Annotated in this window: 15 protein-coding genes; 10 read left to right on the top strand and 5 right to left on the bottom strand. The window is 73.4% G+C overall.

Annotated features, from left to right (window positions below; genetic code table 11):
* Nucleotides 1-14: 14 nt before the first annotated feature.
* Complete coding sequence (locus ACN267_RS01375; protein WP_204959371.1) at nt 15-1,310, top strand: DUF2314 domain-containing protein; 1,296 nt, start codon at nt 15-17, stop codon at nt 1,308-1,310.
* Between the two features lie 305 nt (nt 1,311-1,615).
* Here ACN267_RS01375 and gcvT read toward each other — a convergent pair whose 3' ends face one another.
* On the bottom strand, nt 1,616-2,746 hold the full coding sequence (gene gcvT, locus ACN267_RS01370) for a glycine cleavage system aminomethyltransferase GcvT (protein WP_204959372.1): 1,131 nt from the start codon (nt 2,744-2,746) through the stop codon (nt 1,616-1,618).
* 161 nt (nt 2,747-2,907) lie between these two features.
* Between gcvT and ACN267_RS01365 the strand changes: the two genes are divergently transcribed.
* The gene (locus ACN267_RS01365) at nt 2,908-4,479 is read left to right on the top strand and encodes a leucyl aminopeptidase (protein ID WP_204959373.1); all 1,572 of its coding nucleotides are present in this window, start codon (nt 2,908-2,910) and stop codon (nt 4,477-4,479) included.
* A 77-nt stretch (nt 4,480-4,556) separates the two neighbouring features.
* On the opposite strand, the gene ACN267_RS01360 is transcribed toward ACN267_RS01365, so the two are convergent.
* A complete protein-coding gene (locus ACN267_RS01360) occupies nt 4,557-4,886 on the bottom strand; it encodes a hypothetical protein (RefSeq protein WP_145921071.1) in 330 nt (109 codons plus the stop codon).
* A 142-nt stretch (nt 4,887-5,028) separates the two neighbouring features.
* Between ACN267_RS01360 and lpdA the strand changes: the two genes are divergently transcribed.
* Together lpdA and sucB are read left to right on the top strand one after the other, a co-directional pair.
* Nucleotides 5,029-6,456, top strand: a complete 1,428-nt coding sequence (gene lpdA / locus ACN267_RS01355; protein WP_204959374.1) for a dihydrolipoyl dehydrogenase — start codon at nt 5,029-5,031, stop codon at nt 6,454-6,456.
* 71 nt (nt 6,457-6,527) lie between these two features.
* Entirely contained in the window at nt 6,528-8,348 is a 1,821-nt protein-coding gene (sucB, locus tag ACN267_RS01350; protein ID WP_204959375.1) for a 2-oxoglutarate dehydrogenase, E2 component, dihydrolipoamide succinyltransferase, read from the top strand.
* Between the two features lie 64 nt (nt 8,349-8,412).
* On the opposite strand, the gene ACN267_RS01345 is transcribed toward sucB, so the two are convergent.
* The gene (locus tag ACN267_RS01345) at nt 8,413-9,357 is read right to left on the bottom strand and encodes an SDR family NAD(P)-dependent oxidoreductase (RefSeq protein ID WP_421487738.1); all 945 of its coding nucleotides are present in this window, start codon (nt 9,355-9,357) and stop codon (nt 8,413-8,415) included.
* 198 nt (nt 9,358-9,555) lie between these two features.
* Here ACN267_RS01345 and ACN267_RS01340 point away from each other — a divergent pair, with 198 nt between their 5' ends.
* Nucleotides 9,556-10,152: a TetR/AcrR family transcriptional regulator gene (locus ACN267_RS01340; RefSeq protein ID WP_421487737.1), complete on the top strand. Its 597-nt coding sequence runs from the start codon at nt 9,556-9,558 to the stop codon at nt 10,150-10,152.
* Between the two features lie 99 nt (nt 10,153-10,251).
* Here the strand turns inward: ACN267_RS01340 and ACN267_RS01335 are convergent, their stop codons facing one another.
* The gene (locus ACN267_RS01335; RefSeq protein ID WP_204959377.1) at nt 10,252-10,623 is read right to left on the bottom strand and encodes a MerR family transcriptional regulator; all 372 of its coding nucleotides are present in this window, start codon (nt 10,621-10,623) and stop codon (nt 10,252-10,254) included.
* Between the two features lie 55 nt (nt 10,624-10,678).
* On the opposite strand from ACN267_RS01335, the gene ACN267_RS01330 reads away from it, so the two are divergent.
* The 5 genes from ACN267_RS01330 (at nt 10,679) to ACN267_RS01310 (ending at nt 15,962) form a co-directional block, all read left to right on the top strand.
* Nucleotides 10,679-11,692 (top strand): aldo/keto reductase, encoded by a 1,014-nt coding sequence (locus ACN267_RS01330; protein WP_281895379.1) that lies wholly within the window; start codon nt 10,679-10,681, stop codon nt 11,690-11,692.
* A 280-nt stretch (nt 11,693-11,972) separates the two neighbouring features.
* Nucleotides 11,973-12,872 (top strand): TIGR01777 family oxidoreductase, encoded by a 900-nt coding sequence (locus ACN267_RS01325; protein WP_281895377.1) that lies wholly within the window; start codon nt 11,973-11,975, stop codon nt 12,870-12,872.
* 142 nt (nt 12,873-13,014) lie between these two features.
* Entirely contained in the window at nt 13,015-14,838 is a 1,824-nt protein-coding gene (locus ACN267_RS01320; RefSeq protein WP_421487736.1) for a DUF2079 domain-containing protein, read from the top strand.
* Between the two features lie 88 nt (nt 14,839-14,926).
* A complete protein-coding gene (gene lipB / locus ACN267_RS01315; RefSeq protein ID WP_204959381.1) occupies nt 14,927-15,565 on the top strand; it encodes a lipoyl(octanoyl) transferase LipB in 639 nt (212 codons plus the stop codon).
* Nucleotides 15,566-15,569: 4 nt separating this feature from the next.
* Complete coding sequence (locus ACN267_RS01310; protein ID WP_088644634.1) at nt 15,570-15,962, top strand: VOC family protein; 393 nt, start codon at nt 15,570-15,572, stop codon at nt 15,960-15,962.
* 548 nt (nt 15,963-16,510) lie between these two features.
* On the opposite strand, the gene aspS is transcribed toward ACN267_RS01310, so the two are convergent.
* Nucleotides 16,511-17,797, bottom strand: a complete 1,287-nt coding sequence (aspS, locus tag ACN267_RS01305; protein WP_421487735.1) for an aspartate--tRNA(Asn) ligase — start codon at nt 17,795-17,797, stop codon at nt 16,511-16,513.
* Between the last annotated feature and the right edge of the window lie 54 nt (nt 17,798-17,851).

The following is a 17,851-nucleotide window of genomic DNA, read 5'->3' as shown; positions in this document are numbered from 1 at the left end:
TTCCGGGGGACGACTTGCTCATCACGGACGACTTCCTGCCCGTACCGGTCCCGGAGTCGCTCAGCGCGACCTACCTGGTGCCGGTGGCGGGGTTGCCACCGGTGAGCCCGAAGACGGCGGTACGGGGTCTCGCCGGCCGCCTCGCCGACCCGGTGTACGGCCTGGCCACGCAGATGCTGGACAGCCCGCTGATGTCGGTGGACACCCGGTCGATCGACGAGTTCCCGCAGTTGCCGCCGGACCTGCTCACCGCGTTCGGCGCCACCGAGGCCCAGTTGGGCCGGCTCGCCGCCGCCAGTCACCTGGTGGTGGTGCAGGCCGAGTACCGGCCGGGTTGGCCACCGGCGCACGAGTGGGCGGCCCGTGCGGTGGCCGCCGCCGTCGCCGAGTCCGTCGGCGGTGACGTGGTGGACGTGTTCGGGTTGCAGTTCCTCGACCCGGCGACGGCGTTGCGGTCACTGCCCGACGCGCAGGGCCGCATCCGGCTGGTCGACTGGGTGCTCGTGCCGTACTCCTCGGACACCGAGGGGCTGTGGTTCACCACCAAGGGGCTGCGCCGTTTCGGGCTGCTGGAGTTGCAGACCCAGGGGGTGCCCGACCATCTCACCCGGGCCTGGGGTGCGGTGCTCACCGGTGCCGCCCGCCGGCTGCTGCGGGACTGGACCGACGGGCTGGCCGGCGAGGAGGTGCCGGCGTTCGTGCAGCTACCGGTGCTGGCCACGGTGACCGGGCACGACATCGCGGTGGCGTACGGCAATCCGGAGCAGCACGGCGCGACGGCCCCGGTGCTGCTGCGGCTGGAGCTGGACCCGGCGACCGACCCGGACGCCGACTCGTTCCTGAGCCTGCGCCCGCCGCCCGGCCACCCCGGCCCGGACGGCCGCTACTACGCGGCGGCCTGCGCGACCCTCTTCTCCGGTATCGAGCCCGACGTCCGGTACGCCCGCTCCGGCGACGCGATGAGCCGGGCCGTCGCCACCGCCCGCGCCGGGCTGGACGACATCCGGGCCCGGTTCCTCGCCGACGGGCTGCCCCCGGAGGCGCAACTGGTGGTCAAGTACGGCCTGCCCGGCGACGACGGCCCCGAGTACGTGTGGGCCGGGGTGAGCTCGTGGGACGCCCCGGAGCGGATCGTCGGGGCCAGCGCCAGCGACGCCAACACCGACCCTGCCGTGCGGATCGGCTCCCCGGTCGAGGTGGCGGTCACCGAGGTCGTCGACTGGGCGGTCCTGGACGGCACCGGCGTCATCGAGGGTGGCTGGACCCAGGCCGTCCTCGACGCCGGTGAACGCCCCCACCCCACCCACTGACCCGGCCCCTCTCCCACCCCCAGCACTCCCCTGCGCTCGCTCCCGCACTCGGCTCGCCCTCCCCACCCCGGTTCGCCCTCGCCCCGGTTCGCCCCGGTGATCAAGAGGTTCGCGTCAGAAATCCGCTCCGAGATGACGCAAACCTCTTGATCACCGACGCCGGCGGGGTGGCCGAGGCGGTGATCAAGAGGAAAAAGCCAACCGGGTGGGGCGGGGTGACGCAAACCTCTTGATCACCGGGGCGAACCGGAGCCGGGGCGAACCGGAGCCGGGGTGAGCCGGGCCCGGGGCGAAGCCGGGTGGGGTCAGCGGACGGACGGGGTGACGAAGGGGGGTCGGGTGATCCGCATCTGGGCGCGGCGGCCCCGGATGTCGACCTCGACGAGGTCACCGTCGGCGAGTTTCGGGTCGGTGTCCAGCAGGGCCAGGGCGATGCCCTGCTTGCGGGTGGGGCTGAAGGTGCCGCTGGTGACCGTGCCGACCGGGGCGTCATCGGCGTACACGGTCATGCCGGCGCGCGGGATGGCCCGGTCGACGGCCTCCAGGCCGCGCAGCGTACGGCGGGGGCCGGCGGTCTTCTCGGCGCGCAGTACGTCACGGCCCCAGAAGGCCGGCTTGTCCCAGCCCACGGCCCAGCCGGAGCGTGCCTGCACGGGGGTGATGTCCAGGGAGAGGTCCTGTCCGTGCAGCGGGTAGCCCATCTCGGTGCGCAGGGTGTCCCGGGCGCCCAGCCCACAGGCCCGCAGGTCGAAGGCCGCCCCGGCGGCGAACAGCGCGTCCCAGACCGCGACGGCGTCCCCGGCCGGCACCACCAGTTCGTAGCCCAGCTCACCGGTGTAACCGGTACGGCAGACGGTCAGTTCGGCACCGGCCAGCGTCGCCGGGGAGAAGCTCATGTAGTCGTGGCCGGTGGGCAGGTCGAGGGTGTCGAGCAGTTCGGCCGAGCGGGGGCCCTGCACGGCCAGCACGGCGTACCTGTCGTGCTCGTCGGTGACCTCGACGTCGGCCGGGGCGGCGGCGCGCAGCCGGCGGACCACCTCGGCGGTGTTCGCCGCGTTGGGGATGAGGAAGACGTGGTCGTCGGCGTACCGGTAGGCGATGATGTCGTCGACCACCCCGCCGGTGGCGTCGTCGCAGCACAGCGTGTACTGCGCCTTGCCCGCCCCGATCCGGTCCAGGTCGTTGGTCAGGCAGGAGTTGACGAACCGGGCCGCGCCGGGGCCGGTGACCCGCGCCTTGCCCAGGTGTGAGACGTCGAAGACCCCGACCGCCGTCCGGACCGCCGTGTGTTCCCTGAGCACGCCGCCGCCGGCGTACTCCAGGGGCATCTCCCAGCCCCCGAAGGGGGCGAACTTGGCACCGAGCGCGGTGTGCCGCGCGTGCAGCGGGGAACGGCGCAGCCGGGTCACGGCGGCGTCGGAGGTCACGTCCGTCATGGGTGGCAACTTACCGCCGGCTGTCCCGCTGGTTAGCATCGGCGGGACCCGTCGGCAGTTCGGCGGGACGCACCCGCGCTCCGGCGGGTAGGTTGCCGCCGGAGACCATCACCGCCGGTACGCGACGACGCGACCGGCCCGGCCCGCCCGGAGTAGCTTCAGTGACATCGTCCAGCACCACCCTCAGCCTGGTCGACACCGACCCCGCCGAGCTCGCGGTCGACGCGATCGTGATCGGCGTGCACAGCCAGACCACCGGCCCGGACGCCACGAGCGGTCCGACCGGCACCCTGCTGCTCGCCGACGGCGCGGAGAGCATCGCCGCCGCTTTCGACGGCAAGCTGACCGCGACGCTGGCCCTGCTCGGCGCGACCGGTGGCCCGGGTGAGGTGATCAAGCTGGCCACGCTGGGCACCGTCACCGCCCCGCTGGTCGTGGCGGTCGGGTTGGGTCCGGAGCCGACCGGTGCCGCCCCCGCCCCGGAGACCCTGCGCCGGGCTGCCGGCGCGGCGGTCCGGGTGCTGGCCGGTGCGCCCCGGGTGGCGCTGAGCCTGCCGCTGCCCGACGACGCCGACGCGCCGGCCGCGCTGCGCGCGGTGGCCGAGGGGGCGCTGCTCGGCGGCTACCGGTTCGCCGGCTACAAGACCAAGCCGCAGCCGTCCCGGCGGGAGCCGGTGGCCGAGGTGCTGATCGCCGTGCCGGATGCCGCCGACGCGACCGCGCGGGCCGAGGTCGACCGGGCCACCGCCGTGGCCGCTGCGGTGCGCACCAGCCGGGACTGGGTCAACACCGCGCCGAACGAGTTGCGCCCGCCGGCCTTCGCCGACGCGGTCGCCACCGCCGCCCGTGCCGCCGGGCTCGACGTCGAGGTGCTCGACGAGGAGCAGCTGCGGGCCGGCGGGTATGGCGGCATCACCGCCGTCGGGCAGGGCTCGGAGGCCCCGCCGCGGCTGGTCAAGCTGACCTGGACCCCGCAGGGCGAGACCAACGGCAAGCGGGTGGCGTTGGTCGGCAAGGGCATCACGTTCGACACCGGCGGTATCTCGATCAAGCCGGCGCAGGGCATGTGGGAGATGAAGTCCGACATGGCCGGCGCCGCGGCCGTCGGGGCGGCGATGCTGGCGATCGCGGCGCTCAAGCCGGCCGTGACGGTGACCGGTTACCTGCCGATGGCGGAGAACATGCCGTCGGGCACCAGCTACCGGCCGGGTGACGTGGTCACCATGTTCAACGGCAAGCGGGTCGAGGTGCTCAACACCGACGCCGAGGGCCGGATGGTCCTGGGCGACGCGATGGCCCGCGCCTGCGCCGACGGCACCGACTACCTGTTCGAGACGTCCACCCTCACCGGCGGTCAGGTGATCTCGCTGGGCAAGCGGATCGCCGGGGTGATGGGCACCCCCGAGCTGTGCGAGCGGGTCAAGGTGGCCGGTGACACGGTCGGCGAGCCGGCCTGGCCGATGCCGCTGCCGGACGACGTCCGCAAGGGCATGGATTCCGACGTGGCGGACATCTCGCAGGTCAACGCGGGCATGGACCGGGCCGGTCACATGCTCCAGGGCGGGGTGTTCCTGCGCGAGTTCGTCACCGACGAGGTGGCCTGGGCGCACATCGACATCGCCGGTCCGAGCTACCACTCGGGTGAGCCGACCGGCTACTGGACCAAGGGTGGCACCGGGGTGCCGGTGCGTACCCTGCTGCACCTGGTCGAGGACGTCGCCGCCAACGGCTGACGGATTCGCGACACCACGACGGGACGCCCTCGGGCGTCCCGTCCGCGTTTTCCGGATCGTCGGCTCCGGGGTCGCCGTCAGTACCGCTCGGGGCGGCGTTTGCGGCGTTCGTTGTAGTCGCGCATCCGCTGCGGGTAGCCCATCAGCCGGACGTCGTAGATCGGGATGCCCAGGGCGTGCGCGAAGCGGCGGGCGCCGTCCGGGCCGTCGATGCGTCGCCGGGTCCACTCGCCGTCGTCGGCGATCATGATGACGGTGGTCTCGGTCATCGTGGTGCGGGGTTCGAGGTACGCCTCGACCCCCCGGCGGGTGCGGGCGAAGTTGGCCAGGTGATCCAGGTCGGCCCGGTCGGCCGGCCGGTCACGGTTGGCCGGCGTCGGCGGTTTGCGTCGCCGGAACAGCGCCACCGGGCTACTCCTCTCCCCCGTCCGTCGTCGCGGACGGTGACAAGAGTACGTGTCGGGGACGTGTCGTTGGGCACCTCGGTACGCGCCCCGGACGGGCAAGTGACAAGATGACCGAGGTGGGGTCTGCCCGTACCGCCCCGCCGTGACCCCCCGATGCAGCGAAGCGACCAGGGAGTTGGACGTGAGCGAGCCGAACGACGCAACCTTCGACATCGTCATTCTCGGAGGTGGCAGCGGCGGCTACGCGGCGGCGCTGCGTGCCGCCCAGCTTGATCTCTCCGTCGCGCTGATCGAGAAGGGCAAGCTCGGCGGCACCTGCCTGCACAACGGCTGCATCCCGACCAAGGCGCTGCTGCACGCGGCGGAGATCGCCGACCAGACCCGCGAGTCGGCGCAGTTCGGGGTCAAGGCCGAGCTGGTCGGCATCGACATGGCCGGGGTCAACTCGTACAAGGACGGGGTGATCTCCCGCCTCTACAAGGGCCTGCAGGGGCTGGTCGGCGGCAACAAGAACATCACCTTCGTGGCGGGTGCCGGCAAGCTGGTCGGCCCGAACGTCGTCGAGGTGGACGGCAAGCGGTACACCGGCCGCAACGTGGTGCTGGCCTCCGGCTCGTACGCGAGGAGCCTGCCCGGCCTGGAGGTCGACGGCGAGCGGATCATCACCAGCGACCACGCGCTGACCCTGGACCGGGTGCCGGCGTCGGCGATCGTGCTGGGTGGCGGCGTGATCGGCGTCGAGTTCGCCAGCGTGTGGAAGTCCTTCGGGGTGGACGTCACCATCGTCGAGGCGCTGCCCCGGCTGGTGGCCGCCGAGGACGAGGAGTCGTCCAAGGCGCTGGAGCGGGCGTTCCGCAAGCGGAAGATCAACTTCAAGGTCGGCAAGCCGTTCGAGAAGGTCGAGAAGACCGAGAACGGCGTCAAGCTGACCATCGCCGGCGGCGAGACCGTCGAGGCCGAGCTGCTGCTGGTCGCCGTCGGCCGGGGCCCGAACACCGCCGATCTCGGCTACGCCGAGCAGGGCGTCAAGCTCGACCGGGGGTACGTGCTGACCGACGAGCGGCTGCGCACCGGCGTGCCGAACGTCTACGCGGTCGGCGACATCGTGCCCGGCCTCCAGCTCGCCCACCGGGGTTTCGCCCAGGGCATCTTCGTCGCCGAGGAGATCGCCGGCCTCAACCCGGCCGTGATCGACGAGGTCGGCATCCCGCGCGTGACCTACTCCGACCCGGAGCTGGCGTCGGTGGGCCTGACCGAGGCGAAGGCCAAGGAGCAGTACGGCGACAAGGTCAAGGTCTACAACTACAACCTCGGCGGCAACGGCAAGAGCCAGATCCTCAAGACCGCCGGTTTCGTCAAGCTGGTCCGGGTCGAGGACGGCCCGGTGGTCGGCGTCCACATGGTCGGTGCCCGGGTCGGTGAGCTGATCGGCGAGGCGCAGCTCATCTACAACTGGGAGGCCTACCCGGCCGAGGTGGCGCAGCTCGTGCACGCCCACCCGACCCAGAACGAGGCGCTGGGCGAGGCGCACCTGGCCCTGGCCGGCAAGCCGCTGCACGCGCACGCCTGACCCACACTCATTCCGCGACGCCGGCGGCAAGCGGGCGAGGATCGCACCAGGCCACGAAGGAGTTTCAGAACATGCCGGTATCGGTCACCATGCCTCGGCTCGGCGAGAGCGTCACCGAGGGCACCGTCACCCGCTGGCTCAAGCAGGAGGGCGAGACCGTCGAGGTCGACGAGCCGCTGCTGGAGGTCTCCACCGACAAGGTCGACACCGAGATCCCCTCCCCCGCCGCGGGGGTGCTGAGCCGGATCGTGGTCGGCGAGGACGAGACCGCCGAGGTGGGCAGCGAGCTGGCCGTCATCTCCGGCGAGGGCGAGTCGGCCGGATCGCCGGACGACGGCGGGTCCGCCGAGCCGGAGCAGGCCGAGCCGGCCGCCGAGCCGACGGCCGCCGCCGAGGGCACCGGCCCGGAGCCGGAGCAGGAGCAGCCGGCCCAGGAGCAGCCGGCGGCGCAGGCCGCCCCGGCGTCGTCGGGCGAGGGCACCCCGGTGAAGATGCCGGCCCTGGGCGAGAGCGTCACCGAGGGTACGGTCACCCGCTGGCTCAAGCAGGTGGGCGAGACCGTCGAGGTCGACGAGCCGCTGCTGGAGGTCTCCACCGACAAGGTCGACACCGAGATCCCGTCGCCCGTCGCCGGCACCGTCCTGGAGATCAAGGTCCCCGAGGACGAGACCGCCGCCGTCGGCGCGGACCTGGCGATCATCGGTGCGGCGGGTGCCGCGCCGGCCGAGTCGAAGCCCGAGCCGGAGCCCGCCCCGAAGGCGGCGGCCCCGAAGGCGGAGCAGCCCAAGGCCGAGCCGAAGCCCGAGGCCGCCGAGCCGACCCAGGGGGCGGGATACAACGAGCCGGCCGCCGAGGCCGAGTCGGCGGCCCAGCCGGTGCAGGCCGAGCGGGCCGCCCAGCCGGCCGCGCCGGCGGCACCGGCCGCGCCCGCCCAGGGTGGCGGTGACACCCCCGGTTACGTGACCCCGCTGGTGCGCAAGCTGGCCGGCGAGCACGGCGTCGACCTGGCCTCGGTCAACGGCACCGGCGTGGGTGGCCGGATCCGCAAGCAGGACGTGCTGGAGGCGGCGGAGAAGGCCAAGGCCGCCAAGGCGACGCCGGCCCCCGCCGCGCAGCCGGCTGCCGCGGCGACCCCGGCCGCACCGGCGGCGAAGCCGCAGCCGAGCGGCAAGCGGGGCACCACCGAGAAGCTGACCCGCATCCGCAAGGCCATCGCCAACCGCCTGCAGGAGTCGCTGCACGAGATGGCGCAGCTCACCACGGTGATCGAGGTGGACGTCACCCGGATCGCCAGGCTGCGGGCGCAGGCGAAGGACTCGTTCCAGCAGCGGCACGGCGTGAAGCTGTCGTTCCTGCCGTTCTTCGCGCTGGCCGCCATCGAGGCCCTGCAGACGTACCCGATCGTGAACGCCCGGATGGACCTCGACGCGGGCACCATCACCTACCCGGACGCCGAGAACCTCGGCATCGCGGTGGACACCGAGCGGGGCCTGCTGACGCCGGTCATCCACAACGCCGGTGACCTCAACCTGGGCGGCATCGCCAAGCGCGTCGCCGACCTGGCCGAGCGCACCCGGACCAACAAGATCAGCCCGGACGAGATCGCCGGAGCGACCTTCACGCTGACCAACACCGGCAGCCGGGGGGCGCTCTTCGACACCCCGATCGTGCCGTCGCCGCAGTCGGCGATGCTCGGTACCGGTGCCGTGGTGAAGCGTCCGGTCGTGGTGAACGACCCGGACCTCGGCGAGGTCGTCGCGGTCCGGTCGATGGTCTACCTGGCCCTGTCCTACGACCACCGGCTGATCGACGGCGCCGACGCGGCCCGTTTCCTGGTCGCGGTCAAGGAGCGGCTGGAGGGCGGCAACTTCGAGGCCGAGCTGGGCCTGTAACACCCGTCCACGGCGGTGCCCCCGGTCGATCGACCGGGGGCACCGCCGTCGTTCACCGGGCGGGTCAGCCGCGCAGGGTCTGCTCGGAGACCGTCCAGAGCCGCTCGGCGGCGGCCGGGTCGAGGGCGTACGCGGCGACGCCGGTGCGGGTGCCGGGCTGGTTCGGGGCGGCCTGCTGGCAGTCCTCGAAGTACCGGCCGCCGATCCCGTCGAGCAGCGGCGAGGTGGCGACCAGCACCGAGGTGGCGGCACCCTGCTCGACGGTCTTCCAGCTGGCCGCGCCGCCTCCGCTGGCGGCCCGCATCCGCTCCAGTTCCTCGGCGCTGACGTAGCGCTGGAGGTTGGTGCGGATCGCGCCGGGCATCAGCGCGTTGCTGACGATGCCGTCGTCGGCCCAGCGCCGGGTCGCCTCGACGGCGAAGAGCACGTTCGCGGTCTTCGACTGCCCGTACGCCTCCCACGGGTCGTAGGGGCGCTGCCGGAAGTGGATGTCGTCGAAGACCACCGGGGAGCGCAGGTGCCCGGCGGAGCTGACCGAGACGATGCGGGCCCCCTCGGCGGCGGCGAGGGCACGGTGCAGCCCGGTGGCGAGGGCGAAGTGGCCGAGATGGTTGGTGGCGAACTGCAACTCCCAACCCTCGGGGGTGCGTCGCTCGGGCGAGGCCATGATGCCGGCGTTGTTCACCAACATGTGCAGCGGCCCGTCCCAGCTGGCCACGAAGGCGGCCACCGACGCCTGGTCGGCGAGGTCGAGCGGGGCGACCAGCAGCCGGTCGTTGCCGGTGCTGGCGGTGATGTCCCGGGCCGCCCGCTGACCGGCGTCGAGGTCCCGTACGGCCAGGGTGACGTCGGCGCCGGCGGCGGCGAGGGCGCGGGCGGTCTCCACGCCGATGCCGGAGGTGCCGCCGGTCACCACGGCCCGGCGGCCGGTGAGGTCGACGTCGCGGACCACCTCCAGGGCGGTGGTCCGGGCGTCGAAGGGGGTGTGGACTGGCGTGTCGGTGGTCATGATCCGTCCTTGTCGGTGCGGCGTGGGCCGGGCGGCCCGACCGGTACGATGAGAAGTGGAGGGCCCTCCGCTACGGCTCCGAGCTTAACCGGAGGTTCCTCCGTTTGCCACCCGACCCGCGAACGGACCCGACCCGCGAACGGACCGACCGCCGCCGACACCACCCGTCGGCACCACTGCACCAGACCAGGAGGCGACGTGTCGCAGAACCGCTCAGGAGGCGACGCGCCGGAGCGTGGTTCCCGGCCGTTGCGCGCCGACGCGCTGCGCAACCGGCAGCGGCTGCTCGACACCGCCGTGCGGGCGTTCTCCCGACAGGGGCCGGAGGTGACCCTGGAGTCGATCGCCCGGGACGCCGGGGTCGGCATCGGCACCCTCTACCGGAACTTCCCCACCCGGGAGGCACTGGTCGAGGCCGCCTACCGCAGCGAACTGGCCAAGCTCTGCGCCGCCGCCGACGACCTGCTGACCCGACTGCCACCCGCCGAGGCGACCCGGGCCTGGATGGACCGCTTCGTCGACTACCTGGCCACCAAACGGGGCATGGCCGACGCCCTGCGCCTGGTGATCGCCGCCGGCACCAACCCGTACGCGCAGAGCCGGGACCTGCTGGTCGCGGCACTGACCCGGCTGCTGGCGGCCGGCGTCACCGCCGGCACGATCCGCCCGGACGTCGACCCGGGCGACGTGCTGGCCGGACTGAGCGGGATGTCACTGGCGGCGCAGGGGCCGGAGCAACGGGACCTCGCCGGTCGCCTGCTCGACCTGCTCATGGCGGGACTGCGCCGACACTGACGGCGAGGACGCCGACCGGACGGGCCACCAGGTGCGCCCGGCTGACCTCGCCCCGGCCGGGTCGGCACCCAGCCGAGCGTGACCGGCGTGGCCCGGCGTTCAGGGGGCGGGGGTCGCCCCGGTGAGGCCCTGGTAGAAGCGGATCTTCTCGCGCAGATGGGCGTACTGGCGCTGGAGCAGGGTCAACTGTTCCTCGACCCGGGCGGCGTGCTGTTCCAGCAGCTCCTGCCGGGCGGCGACGGTGTGCTCGCCTTCGCGGGACAGCTCGGCGTAGCGGCACATCTCGGCGATCGGCATGCCGGTGTCGCGCAGACAGCGGAAGATCACCAGCCAGCTCAGGTCGTCGTCGGTGAAGACCCGACGGCCACCCGAGGTGCGGCCGACGCCGCTGAGCAGGCCGATCTTCTCGTAGTAGCGGAGGGTGTCGAGGCTGAACCCGCTGCGCCGGGCGGCCTCCGAGGGCGGGTACATGGGCCGGATGTTACCGCTTGACCTGGAGCGCACTCCAGGTTGAAAACTGGTCGGCATGACGACGACACGGACTCTGGGCCGCAGTGGAATCGAGGTTGGCGCGATCGGCATGGGGTGCTGGGCGATCGGTGGCCCGCTGTGGGGCGACGACGGCCAGCCGTACGGCTGGGGTGAGGTGGACGACGACGAGTCGGTCGCCACCATCCACCAGGCCCTCGACCTGGGCGTCAACCTCTTCGACACGGCCAGCAACTACGGGGCCGGGCACAGCGAGCGGGTGCTCGGCCGGGCGCTCGCCGGCCGGCGGGACAAGGCGGTGATCGTCACCAAGTTCGGCAACCGATCCGACGAGGCGACCCGGCGGGCGCTGGGCGTGGACGCCAGTCCGACGTACGCGGTGGCCAGCCTGGAGGGGTCGCTGCGCCGGCTCGGCACCGACCACGTCGACCTCTACCTGCTGCACCTCAACGACCTGCCGGCGTCCGCCGCGCTCGACCTGGTCGACACCCTGGAGGGCCTGGTCACCCAGGGCAAGATCCGGGGGTACGGCTGGAGCACCGACAACCCGGAGTCGGCACGGGTGTTCGCCGGGGCGGGGCCGCACTGCATCGCCGTCGAACACGATGAGTCGGTGCTGAGCGACAATCCGGAAATGCTCGCCGTCTGCGACGCCTTCGACCTGGCCAGCCTCAACCGGGGACCACTGGCGATGGGCCTGCTCACCGGGGCCACCCGCACGCCGGGCGCGGACGACGTCCGGGGCCGGGCGCCGGAGTGGCTGGTCTGGTTCCGCGACGGCCGGCCCACGCCCGAGTGGGCGTCCCGGGTGGCGGCGATCCGGGCGGCGTTGACCGCGGACGGCCGTACCCTCAGCCAGGGCGCGCTGGGCTGGCTGCTGGCCCGCAGCCCCCGTACGCTGCCGATCCCCGGCTGCCGGACGGTGGCACAGGCCCGGGAGAACTTCGCCACCCTCGCCCTCGGCCCGCTCCCGACCGACGCGTTCGCCGAGGTGGAGCGTCTCCTGGCCGACCTACGCCCGGCCCCGGCCCGCGACACGGCCCTGCGGTAACTCCCCCCACCACGGGTCCGCTGCCCCCGCCGCCTCCCCGGCCCCGGTCCTCCCGCCTACCCGCCCACCCCCGCCCCGACTCTCCACCCCGCCCGGTTCGACCGCCGCCCCGCCCACGGTGATCAAGAGCTTTAGGTCAGTTGATCAAGAGGTTTAGGGCAAGTTGAAGATCAACCTTGACGCAAACCTCTTGATCACCGGGGCGGGGCGGTCGGGGGGTGGGGTTGGGGGGTGGGTGGTCGGCGCATCTGGTCGGGGGTTCGTGCCCGAAGATGGGGGTATGCGGATCCTGATGGCCGGCGTGTCCGGCTTCCTCGGCACCCGGCTGGTCGAACGCCTCACCGACGACGGGCACCAGGTCACCCGGCTGGTCCGGCGGTCGCCGCGGACCGCCGACGAGCAGCGGTGGGACCCGACCGCCGGGCAGCTCGACCCGGCCGTGGTGGCCGGGGTCGACGCGGTGGTCAACCTGGCCGGCGCCGGGGTCGGCGACAAGCGGTGGACCGACGACTACCGCCGGGTGATCCGGTCCAGCCGGGTCGACACCACCACCACGCTCGCCGTCACGATCGCCGGGTTGCCGGCGGCCGACCGGCCCCGGGTGCTGCTCAACTCCTCGGCGGTCGGCTGGTACGGCAACACCGGCGACCGGGTGGTCGAGGAGGACGCCCCGGCGGGTGACGGGTTCCTCGCCGACGTGTGCCGGGTCTGGGAGGCGGCGACCCGGCCGGCCGAGGACGCCGGGGTCCGGGTGGTGCGGCTACGGACCGGTCTGCCGCTGCACCGCGACGGCGGGCTGCTCAAGCCGCAGTTGCTGCCGTTCAAGCTGGGCATCGCCGGCCGGCTCGGCAGCGGGCGGCAGTGGCTGCCGTGGATCTCGCTGCGGGACTGGCTGGACGCGACGGTGTTCCTGCTGACCGCCGGGGAGGTCGCCGGCGCGGTCAACGTGGTCGGCCCGAACCCGGTCACCAACGCCGAGTTCACCCGGGAGTTCGCCCGCCAACTGCACCGGCCGGCGATCGTGCCGATCCCGGCGGTCGCCCTGAAGGTCGCCCTGGGCGGCTTCGCCCAGGAGGCGCTGACCAGCACCCGGGTCCTGCCCGCCGTGCTCACCCGGGCCGGTTTCCCCTGGACCCACCCCGAGCTGCCCGCCGCGCTGCACGCCGCCCTGCACGACTGACCCGGACGGCCGCCGACCGGCTACCGGCCGGGCCGGTGCTACGGGTAGGTCGGCCCGGTGGCCGGTCGCCCGGCGCAACCGGGGGCGGTCGGGGTCCCGGGTCCGACCGGTCGGTCCAGTTCGGGTTGGTAACGTCCGCTCCGTGCCGACTTCCCCGACCCTGGCCGCCGACCAGCCGCCCACCGCCGCACCGGATGCCGCCCGGGGTCGGCGGGCCGACCTGATCGTGCTGGTCGTCGCGGTGGCGTTGGCGGTCTGGGTGACCAGTGGGCTGTGGCGCGACCCGAACCAGCGGGCGATCACCGTGAACTCCAGCGACCAGGCGCTCTTCGAGTGGCTGCTCGCCTTCGGCGGGCACGCGGTCACGCACGGGGAGAATCCGCTCTTCACCCATCTGCTCAACGTGCCGGACGGGGTGAACCTCGCCGTCAACACCTCGATCACCGTGTACGCGGTGGTCTTCGCGCCGCTGACGTACCTGATCGGACCACCGGCGACGTTCCTGGTCGTCCTCACCCTCAACCTCGTCGCCACCGCGCTGGCCTGGTACTGGCTGTTCTCCCGGCACCTGATCGCCAGTCGGCTCGCGGCGGGCGTCGGGGCGTTGTTCATCGCCTTCTCCCCCGGCATGGTCGCGCACGCCAACGCCCACCTGAACTGGACCGCCGGCTGGTTGGTGCCGCTGCTGGTGTCGGCGGTGTTCGCGTTGCGTCGGCCGGGGCGCTGGTGGCGGGGCGGGCTGGTGCTCGGCGTGTTGGTCGCGGTGGCCTTCTCGATCGCCGCCGAGGGGTTGTTCTTCACCGCGCTGGCGGTCGCCGTCTTCCTCGCCGTCTGGGCGTTGCACCCGGCCCGACGAGCCGAGGCCCGCGCCGCGCTGCCGGACTTCCTGCGCGGGCTGGGGGTGACCGCGCTGGTCGCCGGGGTGCTGCTGGCGTACCCGCTGTGGTTGCACTTCGCCGGGCCGCAGCGGTTCCACGGCACCGGATTCGACCCGGTCATCCACGCCGAGGACATCGCCGCGTTCGGGGCGTACCCGAGCCGGTCGGTGGCCGGCGCGCTGGGCTGGGACACCTCGCTGGCGCCCAATCCGACCGAGGAGAACAGCTTCTTCGGGCTACCGCTGTTGCTGCTCACCGTGGCCTGCTTCGGGTGGCTGTGGCGACGGGCCAGCCCCGGCCGGCGGGCCACGCTGACCGCCCTCGGGGTGACCGCCGTGGTCTTCGCGGTGCTCTCCTGGGGACCGCTGGCGAAGTGGAACGGCCGACGCACCGGTCAACTGCTGCCCTTCGGGGTGCTGGACAACCTGCCGGTGGTCAACGCCGCCCTGCCGTCCCGGTTGGCCCTGGTGGTGGCCCCGGTGATCGGGGTGCTGCTGGCGTACACGATCGACCGGTTGCGGACGACGCCGCCGGGCCGCACGGCGGCCTGGGCGTGGCTGGTGGGTTTCGCGGCGGCGCTGCTGCCGCTGTTGCCGACCCCGCTGCTGACCAGCGTCCGCCCGCCGGTGCCGGAGTTCGTCACCGCCGGCACCTGGCGGGAGTACGTCTCACCGGGCGGGGTGCTCACCCCGATCCCGTTGACCCTGGACGTGACCCCCGACGGGCAGCGCTGGCAGGCGTACGCCCTGTCGCACCGGCAGGGCGAGTTCCGGTTGCCGGCCGGCTTCTTCCTCGGCCCCGGCGGCCCGGACGGACGGGGTCGGATCGGGCCGCCGCCGCGCACCTTCGACACGCTGATGGACCAGGCCGGCCGGACCGGGCTGGTGCCGATCGTCACCGAGGGCAGCATCCGCCTGTCCCGGGCGGATCTGCGGTCCTGGGGGGTCGAGGCGGTCGTCCTCCCCGACGAGGTGCACGGGGCCAAGTACGACCTCGACGAGGACGCCCTGCGCCGCACCGCCACCGCCCTGCTCGGCGAGCCCCGCCGGGTGGACGACGTGTGGCTCTGGACGGTCCCCGCCGCCTGACCGGTGCATACCGTTCTGCGGGGTCACCCACGGTGGCGCGACGAGGCTCACGGGGCGCGGCGGCGGCGGGCGGGGCTAGGGTGGCAGGGTGAGCGTGACGACTTCCGGGGTGACCGCCGTCCGGGCGGGCGTGGTCGACTACCCGACCGCGTGGGACGAGCAGCGGCGGCTGCACGCGGCGGTGGTGGCCGGTGAGCGCGGCGACACCGTGCTGCTGCTGGAACACCCGAGCGTCTACACCGCCGGCAAGCGCACCGAGCCCTGGGACCGGCCGATGGACGGCACCCCCGTCGTCGACGTCGACCGGGGCGGCAAGATCACCTGGCACGGTCCGGGGCAGCTCGTCGGCTACCCGATCGTCCGGCTACCCGACCCGGTCGACGTGGTCGCCTACGTCCGCCGCACCGAGCAGTTGCTGATCGACGTCTGCGCCGAGTTCGGGCTGACCGCCGGCCGGGTCGAGGGGCGCAGCGGCGTCTGGGTGCCCGCCGACGGCCGGGGGCCGGCCCGCAAGGTGGCCGCCATCGGCATCCGGGTCGCCCGCGGGGTCACCCAGCACGGCTTCGCGATCAACTGTGACTGCGACCTGTCGTACTACGACCGGATCGTGCCCTGCGGCATCGCCGACGCCGGCACCACCTCGCTCACCGCCGAGCTGGGCCGTCCGGTCCCGGTGACCGAGGTGCTGCCCGTGGTGGAGCGGCACCTGCCCACCCTGCTCGGCTGAGCCGGTGCGGATCGACCTCGTCACCCTCGTCGTCGCCGACTACGACCCGGCCATCGCGTTCTTCACCGGGATTCTCGGCTTCGAGTTGGTCGAGGACGCGCCCTCGCTGACCAACGACGGCCGCCCGAAACGGTGGGTGGTGGTCCGTCCGCCCGGCGCGCAGACCGGCATCCTGCTGGCCCGCGCCGACGGCGAGCGGCAGGACGCGGCGGTCGGTGACCAGGTCGCCGGCCGGGTCGGCTTCTTCCTCCGGGTCGATGACTTCGACGCCGTCCACCGGCGGATGGTCGACGCCGGCGTGGAGTTCGTGACGCCGCCGCGCACCGAACCGTACGGTCGGGTGGCCGTGTTCCGGGACATCGCCGGCAACCGCTGGGACCTGCTCGGCCCGGCCTGACCCCGCTGCCCCCGCTGCACCCGTCGTCGGGCCGCCGCAGATCCACCGGCACCGGATCCGCCACGCTGCCGCCCAGCGCCGTCCGCCGCAACCCCGCTCAGGCCGCTTAGGCCGCTCAGGCCGCTCAGGCCGCTACGCAGCGTAAGAAAAGCTACCGGGTAGCACCTACCCCTCTCCCCCGCTTTGCTCTGCTGCCCTGGAGGCACCGCATCCGGAAAGTGACCGTCGCGTCGATGGCAGCAGAGCAAAGCGCGGATAGGCAGGTAGGTGGGGTAGGGAGAGGTAGCGACGAAACCCCTGATCAGCGTGGTGCGGGGCTGAGACGTGACAAGAACGGGCTTCACTTACACCCCGCACCGATCACGGAGGGCAATCAACGGCGACACCGGTGAGGCCGCTACCCAGAGTGCAAGCCCGGTGGGCGACCACGGACGGCCGGGCAGACCAGGCGGCCGCCGCAGGCCAGCATCGTCGGCACGGCCGCCCGGCCCGGTCCGCCCCACCAGCCTCCAGGCCGGCCCAGCTCGTTCGCGCGGACACCCGGCGGTTCAGGGGGTCAGCCGGTGCAGGTCGCGCGGGAAGGCGGTCACCTCCCGGACGTTGGCCGCGCCGACCAGCCGGGCCACGAACCGCTCCAGGCCGATCGCGAAGCCGCCGTGCGGCGGCATCCCGTGCCGGAACGCGTCCACGTAGCCGGCGTACGGCTCGACCGGCTCGCCGCGCGCCGCGAGGGCCGCCAGGTAGTCGGCGTGGCGGTGCAGCCGCTGCCCGCCGGTGACCAGCTCCAGACCCCGGAAGAGCAGGTCGAACCCGTTCGAGTACGCGGGCCGGGCCGGGTCGGGGTGGGTGTAGAACGGCCGCTTCGCCATCGGGTACCCGGTGACGAAGAGGAAGTCCGACCCGTGGGTGGCGCGGGCCCACTCCCCCAGCGTCCGCTCGTGGGCGGGGGCCAGGTCGGGTTCGTCGGGGGGTGCGCCGGCGATCCGCAGCGCCTCGGTGAAGTGCACGGCCGGGATCTCGGCCGGCACCTCGGGCAGGGTCAGGCCCAGGGTCGCCACCGCGCCGCCGGCCCGCCGGGCCACCTCGGCGAGCATCCCGGCGAGGGTGTCCCGCAGCACCGCCATCACGTCCCGGTGGTCGTCGACGAAGCCCAGCTCGGCGTCGAGCGAGGTGTACTGGGCCAGGTGCCGGACGGTGTCGTGCGGTTCGGCCCGGAACACCGGCCCCACCTCGTAGACCCGCTCGAAGACGCCCACCATGAGCTGCTTGTAGAACTGCGGCGACTGGGCCAGGTAGGCCGGTCGACCGAACCAGTCCAGGGCGAAGACGTTCGCCCCGCTCTCGGTGGACGTGGCAACTACCTTCGGGGTGTGCACCTCCACGAAGTCATGGGTGTCCAGGGTGGCCCGGAAGCCGGCCACCGCCGCCGCCGCGATCCGCAGGGCCGCCGCGCGGGTCGGGTGCCGCAGCGCCACCGGCGCGTGGTCGAGCTGGGTGGGCAGGGTCGCGGTGAGCGCCGGCCGGTACAGGTCGAACGGCGGCGGTACGGCGGGCGGGCCGAGCGGTCGTACGGTCGGGTGGGTCAGCTCGACTCCGGCGGGCGCGGTGCCGTTCGCGGTGACCGTGCCGACCACCTCGACCACCGTCTCCTCGGGCAGTGCCGTCACGGCGGCCCGCACGGCCGGGTCGGTGACCACCACCTGGGTCAGGCCGGTGGCGTCCCGGACGATCAGGAACGCCACCGACTTGAGCAGTCGGCGGCGGTGCACCCAGCCGGCGATCCGCACGGTCGTGCCGGTGCGGGTGGGCAGGTGGGCGGAAAGGATGCGTTGCACGGCGGTTACCTCCTCGATCAATCGCAACGCGATCCCCGGGAGGTGTGGGCGAGC

It is taken from the genome of Micromonospora sp. WMMD734 (assembly GCF_049178975.1).
In the GTDB taxonomy this organism is placed as follows: Bacteria; Actinomycetota; Actinomycetes; order Mycobacteriales; family Micromonosporaceae; genus Micromonospora; species Micromonospora wenchangensis.
This window is presented reverse-complemented; position numbering and strand designations above follow the sequence as displayed.

What these genes read in the sequence shown, in the direction of transcription:
- ACN267_RS01325 (WP_281895377.1), top strand. Translation starts at nt 11,973, where the DNA reads ATGCGGATCCTGATGGCCGGCGTGTCCGGCTTCCTCGGCACCCGGCTG.
- ACN267_RS01335 (WP_204959377.1), bottom strand. Translation starts at nt 10,623, where the DNA reads ATGTACCCGCCCTCGGAGGCCGCCCGGCGCAGCGGGTTCAGCCTCGAC.
- sucB (WP_204959375.1), top strand. Translation starts at nt 6,528, where the DNA reads ATGCCGGTATCGGTCACCATGCCTCGGCTCGGCGAGAGCGTCACCGAG.
- gcvT (WP_204959372.1), bottom strand. Translation starts at nt 2,746, where the DNA reads ATGACGGACGTGACCTCCGACGCCGCCGTGACCCGGCTGCGCCGTTCC.
- ACN267_RS01330 (WP_281895379.1), top strand. Translation starts at nt 10,679, where the DNA reads ATGACGACGACACGGACTCTGGGCCGCAGTGGAATCGAGGTTGGCGCG.
- ACN267_RS01345 (WP_421487738.1), bottom strand. Translation starts at nt 9,357, where the DNA reads ATGACCACCGACACGCCAGTCCACACCCCCTTCGACGCCCGGACCACC.